At 63.7% G+C, this 19,591-nt stretch carries 12 protein-coding genes; 7 read left to right on the top strand and 5 right to left on the bottom strand.

The features are described from left to right. Window positions 1-179 precede the first annotated feature (179 nt). The gene (locus tag J1C48_RS09625; RefSeq protein ID WP_207257634.1) at window positions 180-854 is read left to right on the top strand and encodes an alpha/beta hydrolase; all 675 of its coding nucleotides are present in this window, start codon (window positions 180-182) and stop codon (window positions 852-854) included. An 11-nt stretch (window positions 855-865) separates the two neighbouring features. On the opposite strand, the gene J1C48_RS09630 is transcribed toward J1C48_RS09625, so the two are convergent. Then, window positions 866-2,593: an ArnT family glycosyltransferase gene (locus tag J1C48_RS09630; protein WP_231081689.1), complete on the bottom strand. Its 1,728-nt coding sequence runs from the start codon at window positions 2,591-2,593 to the stop codon at window positions 866-868. A 173-nt stretch (window positions 2,594-2,766) separates the two neighbouring features. Between J1C48_RS09630 and tyrS the strand changes: the two genes are divergently transcribed. After that, a complete protein-coding gene (tyrS, locus tag J1C48_RS09635; RefSeq protein WP_207257635.1) occupies window positions 2,767-4,017 on the top strand; it encodes a tyrosine--tRNA ligase in 1,251 nt (416 codons plus the stop codon). A gap of 79 nt (window positions 4,018-4,096) precedes the next feature. On the opposite strand, the gene J1C48_RS09640 is transcribed toward tyrS, so the two are convergent. Further along, window positions 4,097-7,312 (bottom strand): hypothetical protein, encoded by a 3,216-nt coding sequence (locus J1C48_RS09640; protein ID WP_207257636.1) that lies wholly within the window; start codon window positions 7,310-7,312, stop codon window positions 4,097-4,099. Between the two features lie 245 nt (window positions 7,313-7,557). On the opposite strand from J1C48_RS09640, the gene bcp reads away from it, so the two are divergent. The 3 genes from bcp to J1C48_RS09655 all read left to right on the top strand — a co-directional run bounded on the left by bcp (window position 7,558) and on the right by J1C48_RS09655 (window position 10,454). Then, on the top strand, window positions 7,558-8,031 hold the full coding sequence (gene bcp / locus J1C48_RS09645) for a thioredoxin-dependent thiol peroxidase (protein WP_207257637.1): 474 nt from the start codon (window positions 7,558-7,560) through the stop codon (window positions 8,029-8,031). Continuing rightward, on the top strand, window positions 8,028-8,873 hold the full coding sequence (locus tag J1C48_RS09650) for a ferritin-like domain-containing protein (RefSeq protein WP_231081688.1): 846 nt from the start codon (window positions 8,028-8,030) through the stop codon (window positions 8,871-8,873). The genes bcp and J1C48_RS09650 overlap by 4 nt, the downstream gene beginning before the upstream one ends. A gap of 213 nt (window positions 8,874-9,086) precedes the next feature. Beyond that, entirely contained in the window at window positions 9,087-10,454 is a 1,368-nt protein-coding gene (locus J1C48_RS09655; RefSeq protein WP_207257638.1) for a M23 family metallopeptidase, read from the top strand. Window positions 10,455-10,520: 66 nt separating this feature from the next. Here the strand turns inward: J1C48_RS09655 and prfB are convergent. The 3 genes from prfB to J1C48_RS09670 form a co-directional block, all read right to left on the bottom strand. Beyond that, window positions 10,521-11,649, bottom strand: a protein-coding gene (gene prfB, locus J1C48_RS09660; RefSeq protein WP_207257639.1) for a peptide chain release factor 2 whose coding sequence is annotated in 2 segments (ribosomal slippage) — window positions 10,521-11,579 and window positions 11,581-11,649 — 1,128 coding nt in all. Because the reading frame shifts where the segments join, the coding sequence is not laid out codon by codon here. A gap of 141 nt (window positions 11,650-11,790) precedes the next feature. Beyond that, window positions 11,791-14,244 carry a penicillin-binding protein 1A gene (locus J1C48_RS09665; RefSeq protein ID WP_207257640.1) on the bottom strand — a complete coding sequence of 818 codons (2,454 nt, stop codon included), beginning with the start codon at window positions 14,242-14,244 and terminating at the stop codon, window positions 11,791-11,793. 343 nt (window positions 14,245-14,587) lie between these two features. After that, on the bottom strand, window positions 14,588-15,814 hold the full coding sequence (locus J1C48_RS09670) for an N-acetylmuramoyl-L-alanine amidase (protein WP_207257641.1): 1,227 nt from the start codon (window positions 15,812-15,814) through the stop codon (window positions 14,588-14,590). Window positions 15,815-15,953: 139 nt separating this feature from the next. Here J1C48_RS09670 and J1C48_RS09675 point away from each other — a divergent pair, with 139 nt between their 5' ends. Continuing rightward, the gene (locus J1C48_RS09675) at window positions 15,954-16,385 is read left to right on the top strand and encodes a hypothetical protein (RefSeq protein ID WP_207257642.1); all 432 of its coding nucleotides are present in this window, start codon (window positions 15,954-15,956) and stop codon (window positions 16,383-16,385) included. Between the two features lie 200 nt (window positions 16,386-16,585). Continuing rightward, on the top strand, window positions 16,586-19,459 hold the full coding sequence (locus J1C48_RS09680; protein WP_207257643.1) for an Rne/Rng family ribonuclease: 2,874 nt from the start codon (window positions 16,586-16,588) through the stop codon (window positions 19,457-19,459). The last annotated feature ends 132 nt before the right edge of the window (window positions 19,460-19,591 follow it).

The following is a 19,591-nucleotide window of genomic DNA, read 5'->3' on the forward strand; positions in this document are numbered from 1 at the left end:
AAATGAATTGCCCTATCGGCGCAAAATCCTTGATATTTTGGCCATGAAGAGACTAGAAAGCGCCCTCACGTGGCCGCGATAGTTTCGAACTCCTCTAAACTAGAACCTACGAAGACCGTCAGGCTTCGTCAAGCGTCGCCGATGGTGGTGGCTCCGCCCGCTGAATGAAAGAGTATCTTATGCCCGAAGTGATCTTCAATGGCCCGGCGGGGCGTCTCGAAGGCCGGTATCAGGCCGCCAAGGAAAAGAACGCCCCGATCGCCATCGTGCTGCATCCCCATCCCCGTTTCGGCGGGACCATGAACAACCAGATCGTCTACCAGCTGTTCTATATGTTTGTGGAGCGCGGTTTTACCACACTGCGCTTCAACTTTCGGGGAATTGGCCGCAGCCAGGGCGAATTCGATCATGGCACCGGCGAGCTGTCTGATGCCGCCTCGGCGCTCGATTGGGTGCAGAGCCTACATCCCGATTCCAAGCAGACCTGGGTCGCCGGCTATTCCTTCGGCGCCTGGATCGGCATGCAGCTGTTGATGCGCCGTCCGGAGATCGAGGGCTTCCTGTCGATCGCGCCGCAGCCGAATTCCTACGACTTCTCTTTCCTCGCCCCCTGCCCGTCGTCTGGCCTCATCATTCATGGCGGCAAGGACCGCGTCGCGCCGCCGCGCGACGTCCAGACGCTGGTCGACAAGCTGAAGACCCAAAAGGGCATCGTCATCACCCAGAAGACGATGGACGACGCCAATCATTTCTTCAGCGATCGCACCGACGAGCTGATTGGCGAATGCGCCGACTATCTGGATCGGCGCCTCGCCGGCGAGTTGTCGGATCCGCGGCCGAAGCGGCTGCGCTAAGAACCCCGGCTTCACCGCCGTGTATCGGACGCGGAGGTGACGACGTCGAGATCGACCCACCCGCCACCGCCGAGATCGAGGCCCTCGACCTCGTCAAGGCGACGCAGCGGCAGGCCTTGTTTCGCCAGCGTTGCCTTGACCGTGGCGAATTGGGCCGCCGGGACGACCGCCAGCGCGCAGGCCGGGTCGTGCTGCAAATGATCGGCGACACCGGCAAGATCGGTCAGACGCGTCCGTTCTCCGAGCAGGAAAACGATGCTTGGCTCGTGATAGCCGGCAAGCGCCATCGTGGTCGTCGGGCACGGCTTCGCCGCCGCAACGATCCGAGCGATCGAGCGGCTTGGCCAAAGCGGCGTTAAAGCCGGCGCAAACAGCCCGAAGAACAATCCATAGGCCGTGGCGGCAGCGATGGCCATGCCGACGATGCGCTTCCAGCGTACCTCAAGGCCGGTTGCCAGGCCGAGCCCGCCGGCAGTGAGGATCAGCGCCGCGATGAAAACCGCGACCGGTGGAAAGGCGACGTGAAAATAGAACGGTGCGCCGATCACGAGCCCGGCGAGCACCAGCGTCACGGCAGCAACGCCGAAGGCCGCGAACCGCCAGAGCCAGCGCTGCCAAGCGGCCAGATCGCCAAAGCGCGGCACATCGGCCCCCGTCGCCGCCCAGCCGAGCAGCAGCGCCAGCGCCGGATAGGCCGGCAGGACGTAATGCGGCAGCTTCGTCGCGATCACCTCGAACACCAGCCAGAACGGCAGATACCAGCAGAGACAGAACCGCAGCGCCGGCGAAAGGCGCCAACGGTCGATGGCCGCAAGCCCCGCACCGACGGCCATCGCGCCGAAGGGCCAGACCATCAGGCTGAAGGTCAAAACGTAATAGCCGGGAGGCGCCCCATGCGACTGCTGGCCGTCGGCCACCTTGCCAAGCAGGTCGTCACCGACAGCGGTGTGCAAAAACACCCATCCGGTGCGCTGATAGAGCAGCAGCGGCCAGGGAAAAACGACGAGGGCAAGAAGCAGGCCACCGGCGACAGGCCGCAGGCGCTTCAGCCAGCACCAGTCGCGCTCCAGCACCGACAGGCCGATGACGGTGAACCCGCTCGCCAAGAGCGAGATTGGACCTTTGATCAGGACTCCCACGCCCTGGGCCAGCCAGAAGACGAGCGCCGGCCAGGTTCGGCCGTCACGCCCCGACCTTACATCGGCATGGATCCGCGCCAACGCCCCTTGCGCTATCACCGTCACCGCCAGAAGCATCGCGTCGGTCTTGCCGATCCGCCCCTCGAAGCCGGTGCCGGCGATGCCGGCGATCATCAGCGCCGCGACGAAACCGGCGTTCCGACCAAACAGCATGCTGCCGATCCAGAAGACGCCCAACACCGAAATCAGCAATCCGGCGACCGAGACGGCGCGATAGGCGGCGATCGAGGCTTTCGCCCCCTCGCCTGTCGCCGCGACGGCAAGGCTCTGCAGCCAATAGATCCCGACCGGCTTTTGATAGCGGGGCTGATCCTGAAAGCGGATATCGATATGGTCGCCGCTGGTCACCATCTGCCGGGTCGCTTCCAGATAATGCGGCTCGTCCCGGTCGATCGGCGGCAATGTGGCAAGGCCCGGCAGCAGCGACAGGGCTGTGATGGCGACCAGCACCAGCAGCTGCATCAGAACGGCCGCGGAGCGCCCCAGGCTCCGCGATCCGTCGTCAGCTTCGATTTCCTGCCCGCCGTCGAGTGCCGCCACGTGAGTCGTCCCATCCGAAATCCAAGGTGCCGATCGGTAAGAGGCCCTGATGACGCCTCTGCGACAGCATCCGATGTCAATGCGCCTCTGGAAATCGCCTCGAAGGCTGATAAACAGCCTAGCGTGATCTGACGACGGGTCGCACGCCTCATACTTCAATGGGAAACGTTCCAATGACCGGCTTCAAGTCTGAGTTCTTGCACACTCTCAGCGAGCGCGGCTTTATCCACCAGGTTTCCGACGAGGCCGGCCTGGATGATCTGTTCCGCAAGGAGACGGTTACCGCCTATATCGGTTTCGATCCGACCGCTGCGAGCCTGCATGTCGGATCGCTGATCCAGATCATGATGCTCCATTGGCTGCAGAAGACCGGCCACCAGCCGATCGCGCTGATGGGCGGCGGCACCGGCATGATCGGTGATCCGTCCTTCAAGGATGAAGCCCGCAAGCTGCAGACGACGGAGACGATCGCCGTGAACTTGGCCGGCATCCGGCAGGGGTTCGAAAAATACCTGACCTTCGGCGACGGACCGAGCGACGCCAAGATGGTGAACAACGCCGACTGGCTGCTTGGGATCAATTATGTCGAGTTCCTGCGCGACGTCGGCCGCCATTTCTCGGTCAACCGCATGCTGGCCTTCGACTCGGTGAAGCTGCGGCTCGACCGCGAGCAGTCACTGTCCTTTCTCGAATTCAATTACATGATCCTGCAGGCCTACGACTTCGTCGAGCTTTACAAGCGGTATGACTGCCGGCTGCAGATGGGCGGCTCCGACCAGTGGGGCAACATCGTCAACGGCATCGATCTCGGCCGGCGGATGGAGGGGGCGGAGCTTTATGCCCTCACCTCGCCGCTGCTGACCACCGCGTCGGGCGCCAAAATGGGCAAGTCGGCATCGGGGGCGGTCTGGCTGAACGCCGAGATGCTATCGCCCTATGATTTCTGGCAATACTGGCGCAACACCGAGGACGCCGACGTCACCCGCTTCCTGAAGCTCTACACGACCCTGCCGATGGACGAGATCGCGCGGCTCGGGGCGCTTGGCGGGGCGGAGATCAACGAGGCGAAGAAGGTGCTTGCCAATGCGGTGACGACGCTGCTGCACGGCCGTGCCGCCGCTGAAGAGGCGGCGGAGACCGCCCGCAAGACCTTCGAAGAGGGCGCGCTTGCCGAGACCTTGCCGACGATCGGCATCGCCAAGGCCGATCTCGCGGCCGGCGCGGGGCTCCTCAATCTGATCGTCGCGGCCGGTCTTGCCGGTTCGAACGGTGAGGCCCGCCGTCACGTTCAGGGCGGCGCGGTCAAGGTCAACGATCAGGCGGTGTCCGATCCGCGCGCGACGATCGGCGAGGCGGATCTGCAGGACGGCGTCGTCAAGCTGTCCGTCGGCCGCAAGAAGCATGTCTTGGTCAAGCCTGAATAGCGGCGTCCATCGCGCTTCATCAGGCTCTCATCGAAACGGGCGTCGGGTCATCCGACGCCCGTTTTGGCGCCCGGCTGCGTCAATACTCGAAGATCCGGCGGAAGATGCCGGGGGCGATCAGCGAGATCGGATTGACGATCAACGTCGGGTTGGAAAGCGTGCCCTCAAGGCGATAGGTGATGCCGATCAGCCCGCCCTCGCTGCCGTTGCCGAGCACCGGCCCGACAAAGGGCAAGGCGCCGAACAGACGGTTGAAGCCATAGGCCGGCATGAAGGATCCGGCGATGGCGATCTTGCCGGACGGATCGACGAGCGTTCCGGCAAAGCTCGATCCGAAGATCGGGCCGCGCACGATGCCGTCGTCGACCTGCAGTTTGCCCCCTTCCCAGTACAGGCGGGCGCGCGCTACATCGAAATAAGCGTTGGCGACCGGCAAATCCTTGCCGAGGCGCGCGGCGAGGCTGTCGGAACTCTGCCGGGCGGTGCCGACGAGGCTGCGCAGCCGCTCTTCGTCGACGAGGCTGAAATCCGTCAATGCCGCGGTCCCGGCATAGGCGCTGTCTCGGTTGCCGAGGCTAGCCTTCAGATGCCCGCCCTGCATCTTGTCGTAAAGCCCGGCAAAGCGCAGCAGCGCACCGGCATTGCCGACGTCGAGATGCACCACCGGGGCATCGCCATTGTCGGAGATGACGGTGAACGACACCGGGGCGCCATGGATGCTCGCGGTGACAGACGCGGAATCGACCTCACCCCCTCGGGAATCATAGCGGATCTCGGCGTTATCGACGATCTCTTGACCGAAGCCGACAAGCGTCTTGGCCGAGAGTTCGATCAACAGCCGGTCCTTGCCAGCTTCGGAGGTTCCCTCGCCTTTGCGCAAGAGCTTCTCGAGCGAACCGAGAAGCGGCCGGGCATCGATGCTGCTTGCCGCGACCCGCACGCCGACGCCGCCTTGAATCCGGGTGAGCCGCGCCGAAATGGCATCGCCACGGTTGAGCGAGAGCGATTTGAGGACGAGCGATTTCAGCCCGTTGCCGTCGAGCTCGGCCGAACCTTCAGCCGAAAAGCCCTCACCCTTGATGACGGCATTTTCGATCTTCATGATCTTGCCGTCCTGAACCACCGAGAAGGTCATCCGCCCAGCGATTCCGGCACTCTTGGTCCAGCCGATTTCGGGCAAATGGATCGTCGAAAGGCTGAGATCAGCGCTGGCGGCAAAGCCGGCCTTGGTCAGCGTCATTTCGACCGGCAGCGGTCCGCCGATCATCCGGGCAATCATCGGCGAGAGTTTGGCCAATGCGGCGTGATCGAGGCGCGCATCGATCTTCAGGTTCTCCTCGCCGACCGGATGCGTGCCGATCGGATGGGTGAAGCTGATCACCGCCGGAATGCCGTCGATCTTGCCGTGCAACTCGCCAATCGCGCTGCCTTCGGCGATCATCGCCGTGCCGGTCAGGTCGGAGAGCTGGCGGCCGTTGATCGGCTCCTTCAGGTCGACGCCCTCAAGCTCGGCGACGATCGTCCATTTCGGCTGCAAGCTTGCATCTTTTGCCGCCGGCGATGGGCTGCGGGCCAGATGGAATGCGACGCCGAGGCCGATCTTGGCCTGGCCGGCAACAGTGTTTGGCGGCCAGGCACGAACATCGAAGGCGCTCATTGGCGCTTGTGCGGCCAGCGTTAAAATGTCGGCGGCGGGTCCTTCGACATTCAGCGACAAGGCACCGTCGGCGCCACCGGCGACATCCTGGAAGTCGAGCTGCGACGGCAGTACGGTCAGATTGTCGAAGCCCGCCGCGGTGGCCGTCGCGACATTGATCGCGACGTGACCGCCGCGGTGACGGATGGTGCCGGAAACGTCGGAGACATCCGGAAGGCCGGACATTGTGTGGAACACCCCGCCGTCGAAGGCGAGGTGCAGCTGGAACTCATCATCGGTCATCGGCACGTTGGGCCGGACCACCTCGGCAAGGCGCGCCACCGTCAGATCGAGTCCGAAGTTCGCGCTTTCGATCGTACCGTCGACGAGATTGTCCATCGCCCAGTCGCGTGGGTTATTGGCGACGAAAAATGGCCAGAATGCCTTCAAATCGACGGCCGCAATTTTTGTCGCCTGGAAGGTTGCGGTCAGCCGGTCATCGGCGGCCAGTCCGGTGAGCAGCGCTGAGGCGGAGAGCCGGCCGCCACCCAGGTCCAGCGCGGCCTGATCGATCGCCAGGCGACCGCTGTTCAGATCGATCGTGCCATGAGCGGCGAAACGGGCCGCACGCGGCGTGTTGGGCGCGGCGGTGGCTTGCTTCAGGCCGATTCGCGAGAGGAGTTTGGTCGAGATCAGGTCAAAGGGAACGCGTCCGCCGGCCGCATCGGCGAAATCAAACGTCCCCTCGAAGGCACCGGTGAAATTTCGGCCATTGGCAAACGTCGCCGTAATATGCGGCTTCGGCATCCCCTCTTTCAGATCGATACTGAGCGCGCTGTCGATGCTGCCGGCGTCGCGCCAGGGCGCTTGAAAGCTCGCCGTGACGCCGAGCCGGCGCGCGCCCTTGTGACCGTCGAGCCTCAGGGCAAGAACCGTCTCTGGTCGAGCCGCTCCCGTCTCGCCCGGCGGGGGTAGACGTAACGGTTGGGTGGCAAGCTGCAGGCTGGCAACATGGCGGTGGTCGCCGGAGAGTTTGGCCTGACCGTAGGCGTTGAGGATTGTGCTCCCCACCGCCGCGCGGACGGTGAGGTTGAGATCCCTCGCAGACGAGTGGGTGATCATCAGCCGGTCGACGCGCGCCGCATTTTCCGCCGTGCCGCCGTCGAGCGGGCGCAGATCGCGGATATCGAGCGCCCGGATCGGCATATCGCCAGCCGTTGCAACCCCATCATCAAGTGCTGCAAAGACCGCTTCGACGGTCGGCACTTTAAGCGTCGATGCGCTGGTGAAAATCCGCGGGTCGACACGCACATGATCGGCAGCAACCGTATCGGCCGAAATCTTCCCGCGAAGAAGATCGATCAGGCTGATGCCAATCGAAAAGGTGTCGAGCGAGGCGATCGTCTTGCCGGACTTGCGTTGGGTGAAGACGACGTCTTCAAATCGAAAGCCGAGTTCGCCGAAGGAGGTGAAGCCCATCCTGCGACTGCCGACGGCAATCGCGACATCCGACGGCAGCAGGCTCGCCGCCAGGCGCTGGCTCTCGTTGAGGACGATTGTCTTGCCGAAAGACGTCGTCGTGACGATTGCGATCGCCCCGGCGCAAAAAATCAACGCCCCTGCAAGAACGCCCGCAAGGATCCGACCGAGCCGGTTCACGAGGCGATCTGGCGATTTCCAACCGCCTGTGCTCGCGACAGCACTACGCTGGCACGCTGAGTTTCGGTAAGATCGCCGCGGCCGGACCCCAATCCGCCGTTGACTGCCCTCATTCTGCGCTTTCCCCGCCCCTCGCGGACCTGCTCTTTGACCACGCTACCGTGTGGACTGGACGATTCAGGCCTGATCCGGCATTCCCTGGCTGGAATGCTCCTCCGCTCTTCTCACGTCGAAAGGATGGCACGATGACAATTTCCGAAGGTGAAACCTGCCCGAATTTCTCCTTGCCAGACGAGCGTGGCGAAATGGTCGCGCTGACCGACATCAAGGGGCGTCCGTTCGTTCTGTATTTCTATCCGAAAGACGATACGTCCGGATGTACGCGCGAGGCTGTCGATTTTACCGGTTTGAAGCGTGATTTCGACGCAGTGGGCGTCACCGTCTTCGGCGTCTCGCCCGACCCGGTCAAAAAGCATCAAAAGTTTATCGAAAAGCACGACCTCGCTGTGCGTCTTCTGGCCGATGAGGAGAAGAGCCTGCTGTCGGCCTTCGGCATCTGGGTCGAGAAGTCGATGTACGGTCGCAAATATATGGGCGTCGAGCGCACCACAGCCTTGATCGACGCCGACGGCAAGATCGTGCGCATCTGGGAAAAGGTGAAGGTCCCCGGCCACGCTGAAGAGGTTCTCGAAGCGGCCAAGCAGCTTGCCGCCTCGTGATCAATGAGACCCCGACCGCCGCGGCGGAAAAGCCGCCGAGCACGTTGCGCGAGGCCGCGACCAAGGCGCTGGCCGCCGCCGACCTCGACGACAAGGTTCGGCTGACGAACCTTGCCTGCCGGTTGTGGTTCTCGCGCCGGCTCGGCCTCTATTCTGTGACAGATCCGAATCATCCGGGCCGGCCCGGACGTCCGGCGGCGCCGGAACTCGTCTCGCCCCGCAAGCTGAAGCGGCGCTCGGTGCACAGTGTGGACGGACGAATCACGCTGATCCACGCCCTCGCCCATATCGAATTGAACGCCATCGATCTCGCTCTCGACATCGTCGCGCGCTTTGCCGCCGAGACGATGCCGCGCAGCTTTTTCGATGGCTGGATGACAGTCGCTCTCGAAGAGGCGAAGCATTTCGGCCTCTTGTCGCGGCGGCTGGAGTTGCTCGGCTCCCATTACGGGGCGATGCCGGCCCATGACGGGCTCTGGCAGGCGGTCGAAGAGACGGCTCACGATCTTTCCGCGCGGCTTGCTGTCGTACCCCTCATTCTCGAAGCGCGCGGCCTCGACGTCACGCCTTCGATGATCGACAAGCTGCTTGCGGTCGGCGACGAGGAGACCGCCAAGATTCTTGAAATCATCTATCGCGACGAGAAGAAGCATGTGGCGATCGGCGCGAAGTGGTTTCGCTTCCTCTGCGCTCGCCACGGCGTCAACGCCGCCGAGCGCTTCGGAATCTTGGTGCGGCAAAGCTTTCGCGGTGACATCAAGGCGCCGTTCAATGACCGCGCACGAGCTGAAGCCGGCCTGACGCCGACCTTCTATCGTTCACTCTCGGCCCGCTCGCGGTAGAGCAATGGAACGGTCGATGGTGCGGACCGGCAAGGCGCATTGCCGTTGATTGTCCGGACGATGTCGAACCGGAAATCGGCTTGGGATTTTCGGCCCGCGATCTGATGCCGCGACAAACCGGACGCCAAATCGCAAAGAACCGTTAACCTTAATCAACTCTAATCGTCGCCATGAAGGGCCCGACTCGGGCAACAGATCAAGCGATGATTCTCGATGCCTGCAAAACGACTGAAGAGCACCTTCGGAAGTCCCGCCGAACCACACACGATCATCATCGCCAAAGGTGAAAGTGTGCGTTACTTCACCCTGTGCCGGACGCAGCTTCGGCTGGCGGTGGCCGGCGTGCTGTTGGGCACGATGGCGGTGCTGGCCTTGCCGGTCAGCTATATGGCGTTCGACTTTGATGCACCGGCGAAGACCACCGCGCACTCCGAAAGCCAAGAGCAATATGAACGCCGTATCGCCACCTTGCGGGCGGAACTCGACCGGGCGACCAGCAAACAGTTTCTCACCCAGAAGATGGTCGAGAGCAAAGTCGACGTCCTGCTCCAGCAGCAGGAGGAAATCGCTGCCCGCTATGAAAAGCTGCAGCCGCTCTTCGATCGGGCCAAGGCCAGCGGGCTGTTGCCGCGGGCGATCCCGGTTCCCTCGCCGAAGCCGGACGACGAGGTGGGGACCGACGCAACGCCGAATGCGGCGAACGCCGCCGTCGATGCCGATGTGGAGCCGAGCGGCGTCAGCGATGCGCCGGAGAATGGTTTGGTCAACGGCTTTGCGCCGAGCCAAGCCAAGCCCGCAAGCGACTGGCTCGGCAAATTGCGGGTCGACGCTTCGCCTCCGTCCGGCGGCGTGCCGCCGGATATGGCCAAGGATGAGACCGGCAGCGCGGATGCCCGGCTTCGGCAGATCGGCAAGGCCCTCAGCCTCGCCGAACTGGGGCAATTGAGCCATGTCGAAGTGCTGGCCTCGCGTGCCCGGCAACGGGCGGTGCGAATTTCTTCCGCGCTCCAAGCGGCCGGTATCGAGGTTCCGGCCGCCGATGACAGCAAAGGCGGCGTCGGTGGCCCCTTCGTCCTCGCGGCAAGGGCCAGCGCCTTCGATCGTTCCGTTGCCGAACTCGGATCGGCTCTCGACGAATTGAAACGCGTCAGCGAGACAGCCCGCAAGGCGCCGCTGGAAGAGCCCCTGCCCGCTTCGACGATTTCGTCGGGCTTCGGCATTCGCGTCGATCCGTTTCTGGGGCGGCGCGCCCTGCATAGCGGCATCGACTTCGCCGTCCCACGCGGTCGCCCGATCCAGGCCACCGCCGCCGGCCGCGTGATTCATGCGGGGCCCGCCGGCGGTTATGGCAACATGGTCGAGATCGATCACGGCAACGGCATCACCACCCGCTACGGCCACATGTCGACGATTTCGGTGACGGTCGGCGAAGAGGTGTCGCGCAACGAGACCATCGGCGCCGTCGGCAGCACCGGCCGCAGCACCGGACCGCATCTGCATTACGAAATTCGCGAAGATGGGCGGCCGATCGATCCGGAGCGTTTCTTCCGGATCGGCGAAAAGCTGAAGAGCCTCGCCTGAGTTGAGAAAAGGGCCAGCGTTTCCGCCGGCCCTTGTTCGTCGTCTGACGCGGATGATCCGACGGGATCAGTCGATGTCCTCGACCGCGTCCTCGTCGCCATGGACGCGATGGGCGAGCGCAGCCTCCATGAAGCCGTCGATATCGCCGTCCAGCACCTCCTGCGGCGTCGTGTGCTCGACGCCGGTCCGCAAATCCTTCACCAGCTGATAGGGCTGGAGGACGTAAGAGCGGATCTGTTGGCCCCAGCCGATATCGGTTTTCGACGAGGCCTCGGCATTCGCCGCCTCCTCACGCCGCTCCAGCTCGGCCTCGTAGAGACGCGCCTTCAGCATGTTCCAGGCGGTCGCCCGGTTCTTGTGCTGGGAGCGCTCCTGCTGACAGGCCACCACGATCCCGGTCGGGATATGGGTGATGCGCACCGCGGAATCCGTGGTGTTGACGTGCTGGCCGCCGGCGCCCGAGGCTCTGTAGGTGTCGATCCGGCAGTCCGATTCGTTCACCTCAATCTGGATCGAATCGTCGACGACCGGATAGACCCAGACGGAAGCGAAGGACGTGTGCCGCCGCGCCTGGCTGTCATAGGGCGAAATCCGCACGAGACGGTGCACGCCGGATTCGGTCTTCATCCAGCCATAGGCGTTGTGCCCCTTGATGAGCAGCGTCGCCGACTTGATGCCGGCCTCTTCGCCGGGATGCTCTTCGAGCAGTTCGACCTTCATCTTGGATCGCTCGGCCCAGCGAGTGTACATGCGCTGGAGCATCTCCGCCCAATCCTGGCTCTCTGTACCGCCGGCACCGGAGTGGACTTCGACATAGGTGTCGTTGGCGTCGGCCTCGCCGGACAGCAAGGTCTCGATCTGCCGCTTGTCGACCTCGGCCTTCAGCCCGCGGATGGTCTTTTCCGCCTCGTCGACAATGGACGCATCGCCCTCCTCTTCGCCCATGGCGATGAGTTCGACGCTGTCTTCCAGCGACTGCTGCAAGCCGCGAATGGCGGTGACGGTGGATTCGAGCTGCTGACGCTCGCGCATCAGGTTCTGCGCTTCCATCGGATCGTCCCAGATCGATGGATCCTCCGCCTTCTGGTTCAGAAGGTCGAGACGTTTGAGGGACTTATCCCAGTCAAAGATGCCTCCTTAGCAGGCTTATGGCCTGCTGGACTTCGTCGACGATCGACTCGATCTCGGCGCGCATGTCGCGGTCTCCTTGGTGAAATGCGGGCGACGCGGCGAACACCGCGTCGCGATCCATCGGCAAGAACGATGGAGTGGCGGGTCTTACCGGGGCCGGCTTGGGCCCGTCAACCGGGCCGCCGCGATCCCGTCGCAAACAGATTTAGAACAGGCCCCCGGCGCCCTGTGTGATCGCCTGCTCGGCCTGTGGCGAGATCTGGCCGGAAACGCCCATGCCGTCGCTATACTGGTCGTCGCCGCCGCCGATCACCTGATAGCTGTCGGACGGACCGGTGCCCGGCTTGAAGGCTTCCATGATCACGTCCGGGCCGGATCCGTCCGCCCGCATACCGGTCTTCCGGTTGACCGCGATCAGCTGCATGCCCTCCGGAACCTTGAAATCGACCGGCTTCTTGCCCTTCAGGGCGTCGCGCATGAAGTCGACGAAGACCGGTGCGGCAAGGCCGCCGCCAGTCGCGCCATGGCCCATCGGCGTCGGATTGTCGTAGCCGATATAGACACCGCAGACGAGATCCGGCGTGAAGCCGATGAACCAGGCGTCCTTCTCGTCGTTCGTCGTCCCGGTCTTACCGGCGATCGGCACGCCAAGAACCCTGACATTCGTCGCCGTGCCGCGCTGGACCACACCCTCCATCATCGAGGTGATCTGGTAAGCGGTCATCGGATCCAGCACCTGATCGCGTTTGTCGACCAGCGTCGGCTCGGGCTGACCGGTATATTCGCGGGTGTTGCACTCGGCGCAGAAGCGCTGATCGTGCTTGTAGATCGTCCGGCCATAGCGATCCTGCACGCGATCGATCAGCGACGGCTCGATCGAGCGACCGCCATTGGCGATGACCGAATAGGCCGAGACCATTCTCAACAGCGTCGTCTCGCCGGCGCCGAGCGCCATCGGCAGATAGGGTTTGAGATGGTCGTAAATGCCGAAACGCTCGGCATAGGCGGCAACCAGATCCATGCCCATGTCCTTGGCAAGGCGCACGGTCATCAGATTGCGGCTCTTTTCGATACCGAGCCGCAGCGTCGACGGGCCGGCATAGCTGCCGCCGTAGTTCTTCGGCGTCCACATGCCGCCATTGCCGTCCGGCAGCGAGATCGGCGCGTCCATGATCACCGAGGCCGGGGTGTAGCCGTTGTCGAGCGCCGCGGAATAGACGAACGGCTTGAACGACGAGCCGGGCTGGCGATAGGCCTGACTGGCGCGGTTGAACTCCGACTGGGCGTAAGAGAAGCCGCCGACCATGGCCCGCACGCGGCCGGTTTGCGGCTCCATGACCACCAGCGCGCCCTGCACCTTCGGCGGCTGGCGCAAGAGATAGCCGTCGCCGTCCTGCTTTTTCTCGACATAGACGACATCGCCGCGGGACAACACGTCGCTCGCCTTGCGCACCGTGCCCGATCGGGCCTTGGTGTTGAGCCGGAGGGCCCACTTCATGTCGGCGAGCGCGATGGTCCCGAGTTCGCGATCGCTGCTGATCGCGCCGGAAACGGTCTTTTCCGGCTGCAGGCCGACATTGATGTGGTCGGCATCCGCCTCCAGCACCACCGCCAGCCGCCATTCGGGAACGTCCGAGAGCCCGTCGATCTTGCCGAGTTCGGCGCCCCAGTCGCTGCCGATATTGATCTGGGTGACCGGGCCGCGATAGCCGCGCCTTTGATCAAAGGCGACGAGCCCGTGCTGCAGGGCCGCGCGCGCCTCGCGCTGATCGGCCGGGTCGAGCGTCGTGCGTACCGACAGCCCGCCTTCGTAAAGCGCCTTGGCGCCGTAGCGCTGGACGATCTCGCGGCGCACGTCTTCGGTGAAATATTCCGACGAGGCGAGATAAGTGCCGGACGGACGCGGATGCACCTCGATCGGCGTGTCCTGTGCCTTCTCAGATTGCTCCTCGGTGATGAAGCCGTTCGCCGCCATCTGCGAGATGACCCAGTTGCGGCGGCTGAGAGCGCGGTCGTAGTCGCGGAACGGATTGTAGTTCTCGGGCGCCTTCGGTAGCGCCGCCAGATAGGCCGCCTCCTGGATATTCAGCTCGGTCACCGACTTGTCGAAATAGGCCAGCGCCGCCGCCGCGATGCCGTAGGAGCCCATGCCGAGATAGATCTCGTTGAGATAGAGTTCGAGGATCTTGCTCTTCGAATAGGCCTGTTCGATGCGCAACGACAGAATCGCCTCCTTGATCTTGCGATCGAGGGTGCGCTCGTTGGTCAACAGGAAGTTCTTCGCGACCTGCTGGGTGATCGTCGAGGCCCCCTGCATGCGGCCGCCCTTGGCCATCACCATCAGGGCGCGGCCGACGCCTTCGATGTCGATGCCGGGATGCGAGTAGAAATTCTTGTCTTCAGCCGAGATGAAGGCATTCTTGACCAGATCCGGGATCGCCTGGATTGGCAGGAACAGCCGCCGCTGCTTGGCATATTCGGCCATCAGCTGGCCGTCGGAGGCGTGAAAGCGGGTGGTGACCGGGGGCGCGTAGTCGGCGAGCACCTGATAATCTGGCAGGTCCTCTGACATCCGCTCGACATACCACGCAACGGCACCCGCCACGAGGATGAAGAGAACGGACCCAATGCCGAAGAAATAGCCGATCAGTCTGATCATCGAAACTCCGTCCGGACGGTGTCGTGAATGTTGCGTCCGGTCCAACCGGGCGACCCCGCCGCCGCGGCCGCCCGCCCCCTTGATGCAGCTTGCGCCGCGATGTCTTCGGTCGACGCGTTGAAGAGCGTCCTGAGCGTGCCTGCAAATTGCGGCATCGCGATGGATACAGTCCGCCTTCCGTCATGCTCGCGACGCGAAATTTGCCGAGCCACCACAAATTTTCATGACGGCGTCAAGTCTTTCTTAAGGGCCGAAATGCCCCGAATGGCTCGGCGAGCCAAGAGGAAAATCAACAAACCACCGCATTGCTCGGTTTTTCAAAGCGATTTCGCTTCATTTCGCTTCATTTCGCTTCGGCCTTGCGGAGCGCATCGGCTTTACCGCCGCGAAAAAACCGGATGATCGATTCGGCGATTGCCGATGTGATTTTATTGCGCCAGTCGTCGTCCTTCAGCAGCGTCTCGTCCTTGGCATTGGAGAGAAACCCCATCTCGAGCAACACCGACGGCACGTCCGGCGACTTCAGCACGCGAAACCCCGCCGCGCGCTTCGGCCGGTTGATGAGGTCGATGTCGTTTTTCTTCAGATCGGCGACGAGCGAGGCGGCGAAATGCTCCGAAAAGCTTACCGTCTCGCGCCGCGTGAGGTCGAGGAGGATATCGAAGATCTCCGGCGTGCTCGCCTGAAACCCGTCCGGCGCGAAGCGGTCGGATGCGTTTTCGGTCGCCGCGATCTGGCTCGAGAGCGCGTCCGACGCCTTTTCGGACAGTGTATAGACCGTTGCGCCGCGCAAACTCGTATAATGAATCGAATCGGCGTGGATGGATAGAAACAGGTCGGCGTTCAGCTTGCGCGCCATCGCCGCCCGCGCTTCAAGCGGAACGAACACGTCAGTATCGTGGGTGAGTTTTACCTCGACATTGGGGTAGCGTTCGAGCTTGGTCGCCAGCATTCGGGCGTTTTCGAGATTGATGTCCTTTTCCTTGGTGCCGGAGGGCGACACTGCGCCTTCATCGATGCCGCCATGGCCAGGGTCGAGAACGATCAGGAGAGGCCGGGGCCCTTTCGGCTTGGCCGCGCTCGCGCCGGCGCCGGCCTGATCGACCGCGGCGTCCAGACGTGACGTGGCGCGCTTCTGGCGCTCGCCGGCCTTGTCCTTGGCGGGCGCGATCATCAGATCGACGATCGCTTGATCGTCCGCCGTGCTTTCGACAACGCGCCCGATCGCCCGCTCCTTCAGCCGAAAGATTACCCTGTAGCGATCGGCGGAGACCATGCCGTGGCGGATCGACTGGACCAGCGGGTTCTCCGGCAGTTCGCCGAGATGGACCGCCGGCAGCGTATCGTCGAAATCGATGGCGATCCGATCCGGATTCCGCAAGGAAAAGCTGTGCACCGGCGCTTTGGCGGTCAGTGTGAAGCGGATCGCCAGACCGCCATTGTCCAGCTTCGGCTCGACGGCGGTGATCACCCGGTCCTGAGCAGACGCGGCAACGCTCGGTGCAAGCGCTGCAAACATCGCCAGACACAAGGCGGCGACGAAGCTGGCGATTCGGCGGTCAGCGATCATTCCCAAGTCTTCCCAGGGCGCCGTGGCGGTCTTGCGGCGTGTTCGGCGTGACACAACGCGGCGGCCATACCACAGCGAACGCCGAATCCAGCAAGCCCTGGACGGCGCGCAGCCGTAACCGCATCACTCCGTCAGGCCCTTGTCCTACAACACGATTCAGACGGCGTCTGGCGATGGTGGCCGCAACAACTTCACCTTTGCGATAACCGCGCAGCCTTGCCTGAAGCTCGGGCGCGACACTGATCAACGCCTGCCGAAGCGGCATCGCTCTTGTCATGCTCAATATCCCGTCATAAAAGCAATGGTGAGGTCCGAGGTGTCGGGAAACTTCCGTTTCCGGCAAGAACATCGACCACCGATCGCGAGACGGCGAATTCGTTATTCGCGAGATCAGGTCGGCCCGGCGGCGCTGTTTTGTCCCGATGCCCTGCCTCCAGTCGAGGTTTTTCGCCGAGGCCGCAGATCAAAGGCTGCGATCGGCATTCTTCATCGTTCCAACTGCGCGATCCGAGACACGGAGGCGCAGGCGAAGCGTTTCATCGGCCGCTCAGGCGGTCACCTGTTGTTATAAGGTCGCGTTGTTGCCGTCCCTGTCCGATATTTTCTGCTTGCCTTTGTCCAGTGCCCGCGTTGCCGCGGCCGGGCATCTCTCGCGGATCGTCGAGGGGCGGTTCCAAGACGCGACCCATTCGGGCTCGCGCCCCTATCAGCACCGCCAGGCCGTCAAATGCCGAACGCGTGTCCCCTGCGCGAGCGCCGGGGAGTCGTTGCATGGCAAACAAAATGTTGATCGATGCGTCCCACCCGGAAGAGACGCGCGTCGTCGTCGTCCGCGGTAGCCGGATCGAAGAGTTCGATTTCGAATCCGAACACAAAAAGCAACTCAAGGGAAATATCTATCTCGCCAAGGTGACGCGAGTCGAACCGTCGCTGCAGGCCGCCTTTGTCGAATATGGCGGCAACCGCCACGGCTTCCTGGCCTTTTCCGAGATCCATCCGGACTACTACCAGATCCCCAAGGCCGACCGTGAGGCGCTGCTCGCCGAGGAAATGGCCCGCGGCGACGAGGATGACGACGCGGACGAGCCGAAGCCGAAGCCGAGCGCCCGTAGCGGCCGCGGCCGCGGCAAGCCGCGTTCGAAGGCAGCCGATCGCGAGGACGCCGAGACGATCTCCGAGGCCGTGACGGTCGAGGACGATGCGGTTGCGCCCCGCGATGACGACGCTGCGGCGCCGCGTGAGAGCGTCGTCGACGCAGACGCGGCCGAGGCGATGGGCGACGACGACACCGGCTTGACGGTCGGGAGCGGCGATAGCGATGCCGAGGCCGGCGACGGTGAGGCGGTCGAGGCGTCCGACACCGGCGACGACGCCGGCTCGCCGCGCAAGTCGCGCCGCAGCCGCCGCTCTCGTAGCCGCGCCAAGGAAGCCGATGCGGACGGCGACGACGACGACAGCGAGCCGGAGGAGATCGACGAGATCGGCTCCGAGGACGCGATGGAAGAGGTGCCGGTCCGCCAGGCTCGGCCGCGCAAGCAGTACAAGATCCAGGAGGTGATCAAGCGCCGCCAGATCCTGCTCGTCCAGGTCGTCAAGGAAGAACGCGGCAACAAAGGCGCGGCGCTCACGACCTATCTGTCGCTGGCCGGTCGTTACTCCGTCCTGATGCCGAACACCGCGCGTGGCGGCGGCATTTCGCGCAAGATCACCAATGCGGCCGACCGCAAGCGGTTGAAGGAGGTCGTGCGCGATCTCGAAGTGCCGCGTGGCATGGGGATCATCTTGCGCACGGCCGGTGCCAACCGCACCAAGGCCGAGGTCAAGCGCGACTACGAATATCTGATGCGGCTGTGGGAGACCGTGCGTACCGTCACCCTGTCGTCGATCGCCCCTGCCCTCGTCTACGAGGAAGGCAGCCTGATCAAGCGCTCGATCCGCGACCTATACAATAAGGACATCGACCAGATCCTGGTTGCCGGTGACGGCGGCTACCGCGAAGCCAAAGACTTCATGCGGATGCTGATGCCGAGCCAGGCAAAGGTCGTCCAGCCTTATCGCGATCCGACGCCGATCTTCGCCCGCCAGGGGATCGAGGGGCAGCTCGACAAGATGCTGCAACCGCATGTGACCCTGAAGTCCGGCGGCTACATCATCATCAACCAGACCGAGGCGCTGGTCGCCATCGACGTCAACTCCGGCCGCTCCACCAAGGAGCATTCGATCGAAGACACGGCGTTCCAGACCAATCTGGAGGCGGCCGAGGAGGTCGCGCGGCAGCTTCGCCTGCGCGATCTCGCCGGCCTGATCGTGATCGACTTCATCGACATGGAGGAAAAGCGCAACAATCGATCCGTCGAGAAAAAGCTGAAGGACTGCCTGAAGAACGATCGCGCGCGCATCCAGGTTGGCAAGATCTCGCATTTCGGCCTGCTCGAGATGAGCCGTCAGCGCATTCGCGCCAGCGTGCTCGAATCCACCATGCAGCCCTGCCCGACCTGTGGCGGCACCGGCCATATCCGCTCGTCCTCTTCGTTGGCGCTGCATGTGCTGCGCAATATCGAGGAGCATCTGCAGAAGCACGCCAATCACGATCTGATCGTCAAGGTGCCGACCGCGACCGCGCTGTACGTGCTCAACGAGAAGCGCAAGCGGATCGACGAGATCGAGCAGCATTATGGCCTGAGAGTCACCATTGAGGCCGACGAGACCGCCGGCCACCAGGCGGTGGCGATCGAGCACGGTGCGCTGGCCGAGCAGCCGATCCTGCGTGCTGCGATCGCGACGCCGGAATCGGTCGCGGCCGATGACGAGATCGAAGCCGAGGCAATCGAGGTCGACGCTCCCTCTCTCGACGAGCAGAAGGACGAGAGCGGCGACGGCAACGGCAAGCGCCGTCGGCGCCGCCGGCGCAAGCGGCGCGGCGATCGGGGCGGCGAAAGTGACGAGACTGCGTCGCAGGATCAGCCATTCGACGAGAGCGCTGAGAGCGATGATGCTGACGGCGCAGACAGCCCGGACGAAACGGATACCGCCGAAGACGCCAGCGACGACAATGACGAAGGTGACGGCGACAATGGCGATCGCGGCTCGCGTCGGCGCCGGCGAGGCCGCCGCGGCGGCCGTCGCCATCGCGAGGATGGCAGCGAGGCCGAGGGCCAAGCCGACGAGCCAAGCGAGGATACCGTTGCTGCGAAGGCCGCTCAGCCTGACGCGGACACCAGCGCGGACGATGCGGAGACCGTCGTCGCAGCGTCGGAGGCAGTCGTGGTCGAAGACGGCGTAACGGCCGCGGCGCCCAGCGATGGCGACGAAAAGGGCGAGACCGAAACGCTCGTTCCGGCGCCCGAGGCGGTGTCCGTTCCGATCGTGTCGGCGGATGACGCCGCCGCTGGAGAGGCCCCCACCGCACCGGCCGATGAGCCGTCCAGCGACGTCGAAGCCGGCAGCGATGCGGCCGAAGAGATTGCGCCTGGCACGGCTGGCGCGGACGCACCCGACGAACAGCCTGCGGCCAATGACGATACGCCGGTTCCGGCCGAGCGCAAGGATCCGGTGGTCACCTCCTCGACCGGCGCCGATGCGCCGGAAGATGGTGAAGGCAAACCGCGCCGCACGGGATGGTGGGCCCGCCGCAGTTTTTTCTAAGACTCTTCGGGCTCGGCCGCTAGAGCATGGTGCCGAAAAGTTGCATGACTTTTCGGGTCACATCATGCGGCAAAACAATGGCTTAGAGCGGAATGGCGATTCCAGTTTATCGCATTCCGCTCTACGGCCGGG

Source organism: Jiella flava, assembly GCF_017349315.1.
Classification (GTDB): Bacteria; Pseudomonadota; Alphaproteobacteria; order Rhizobiales; family Rhizobiaceae; genus Jiella; species Jiella flava.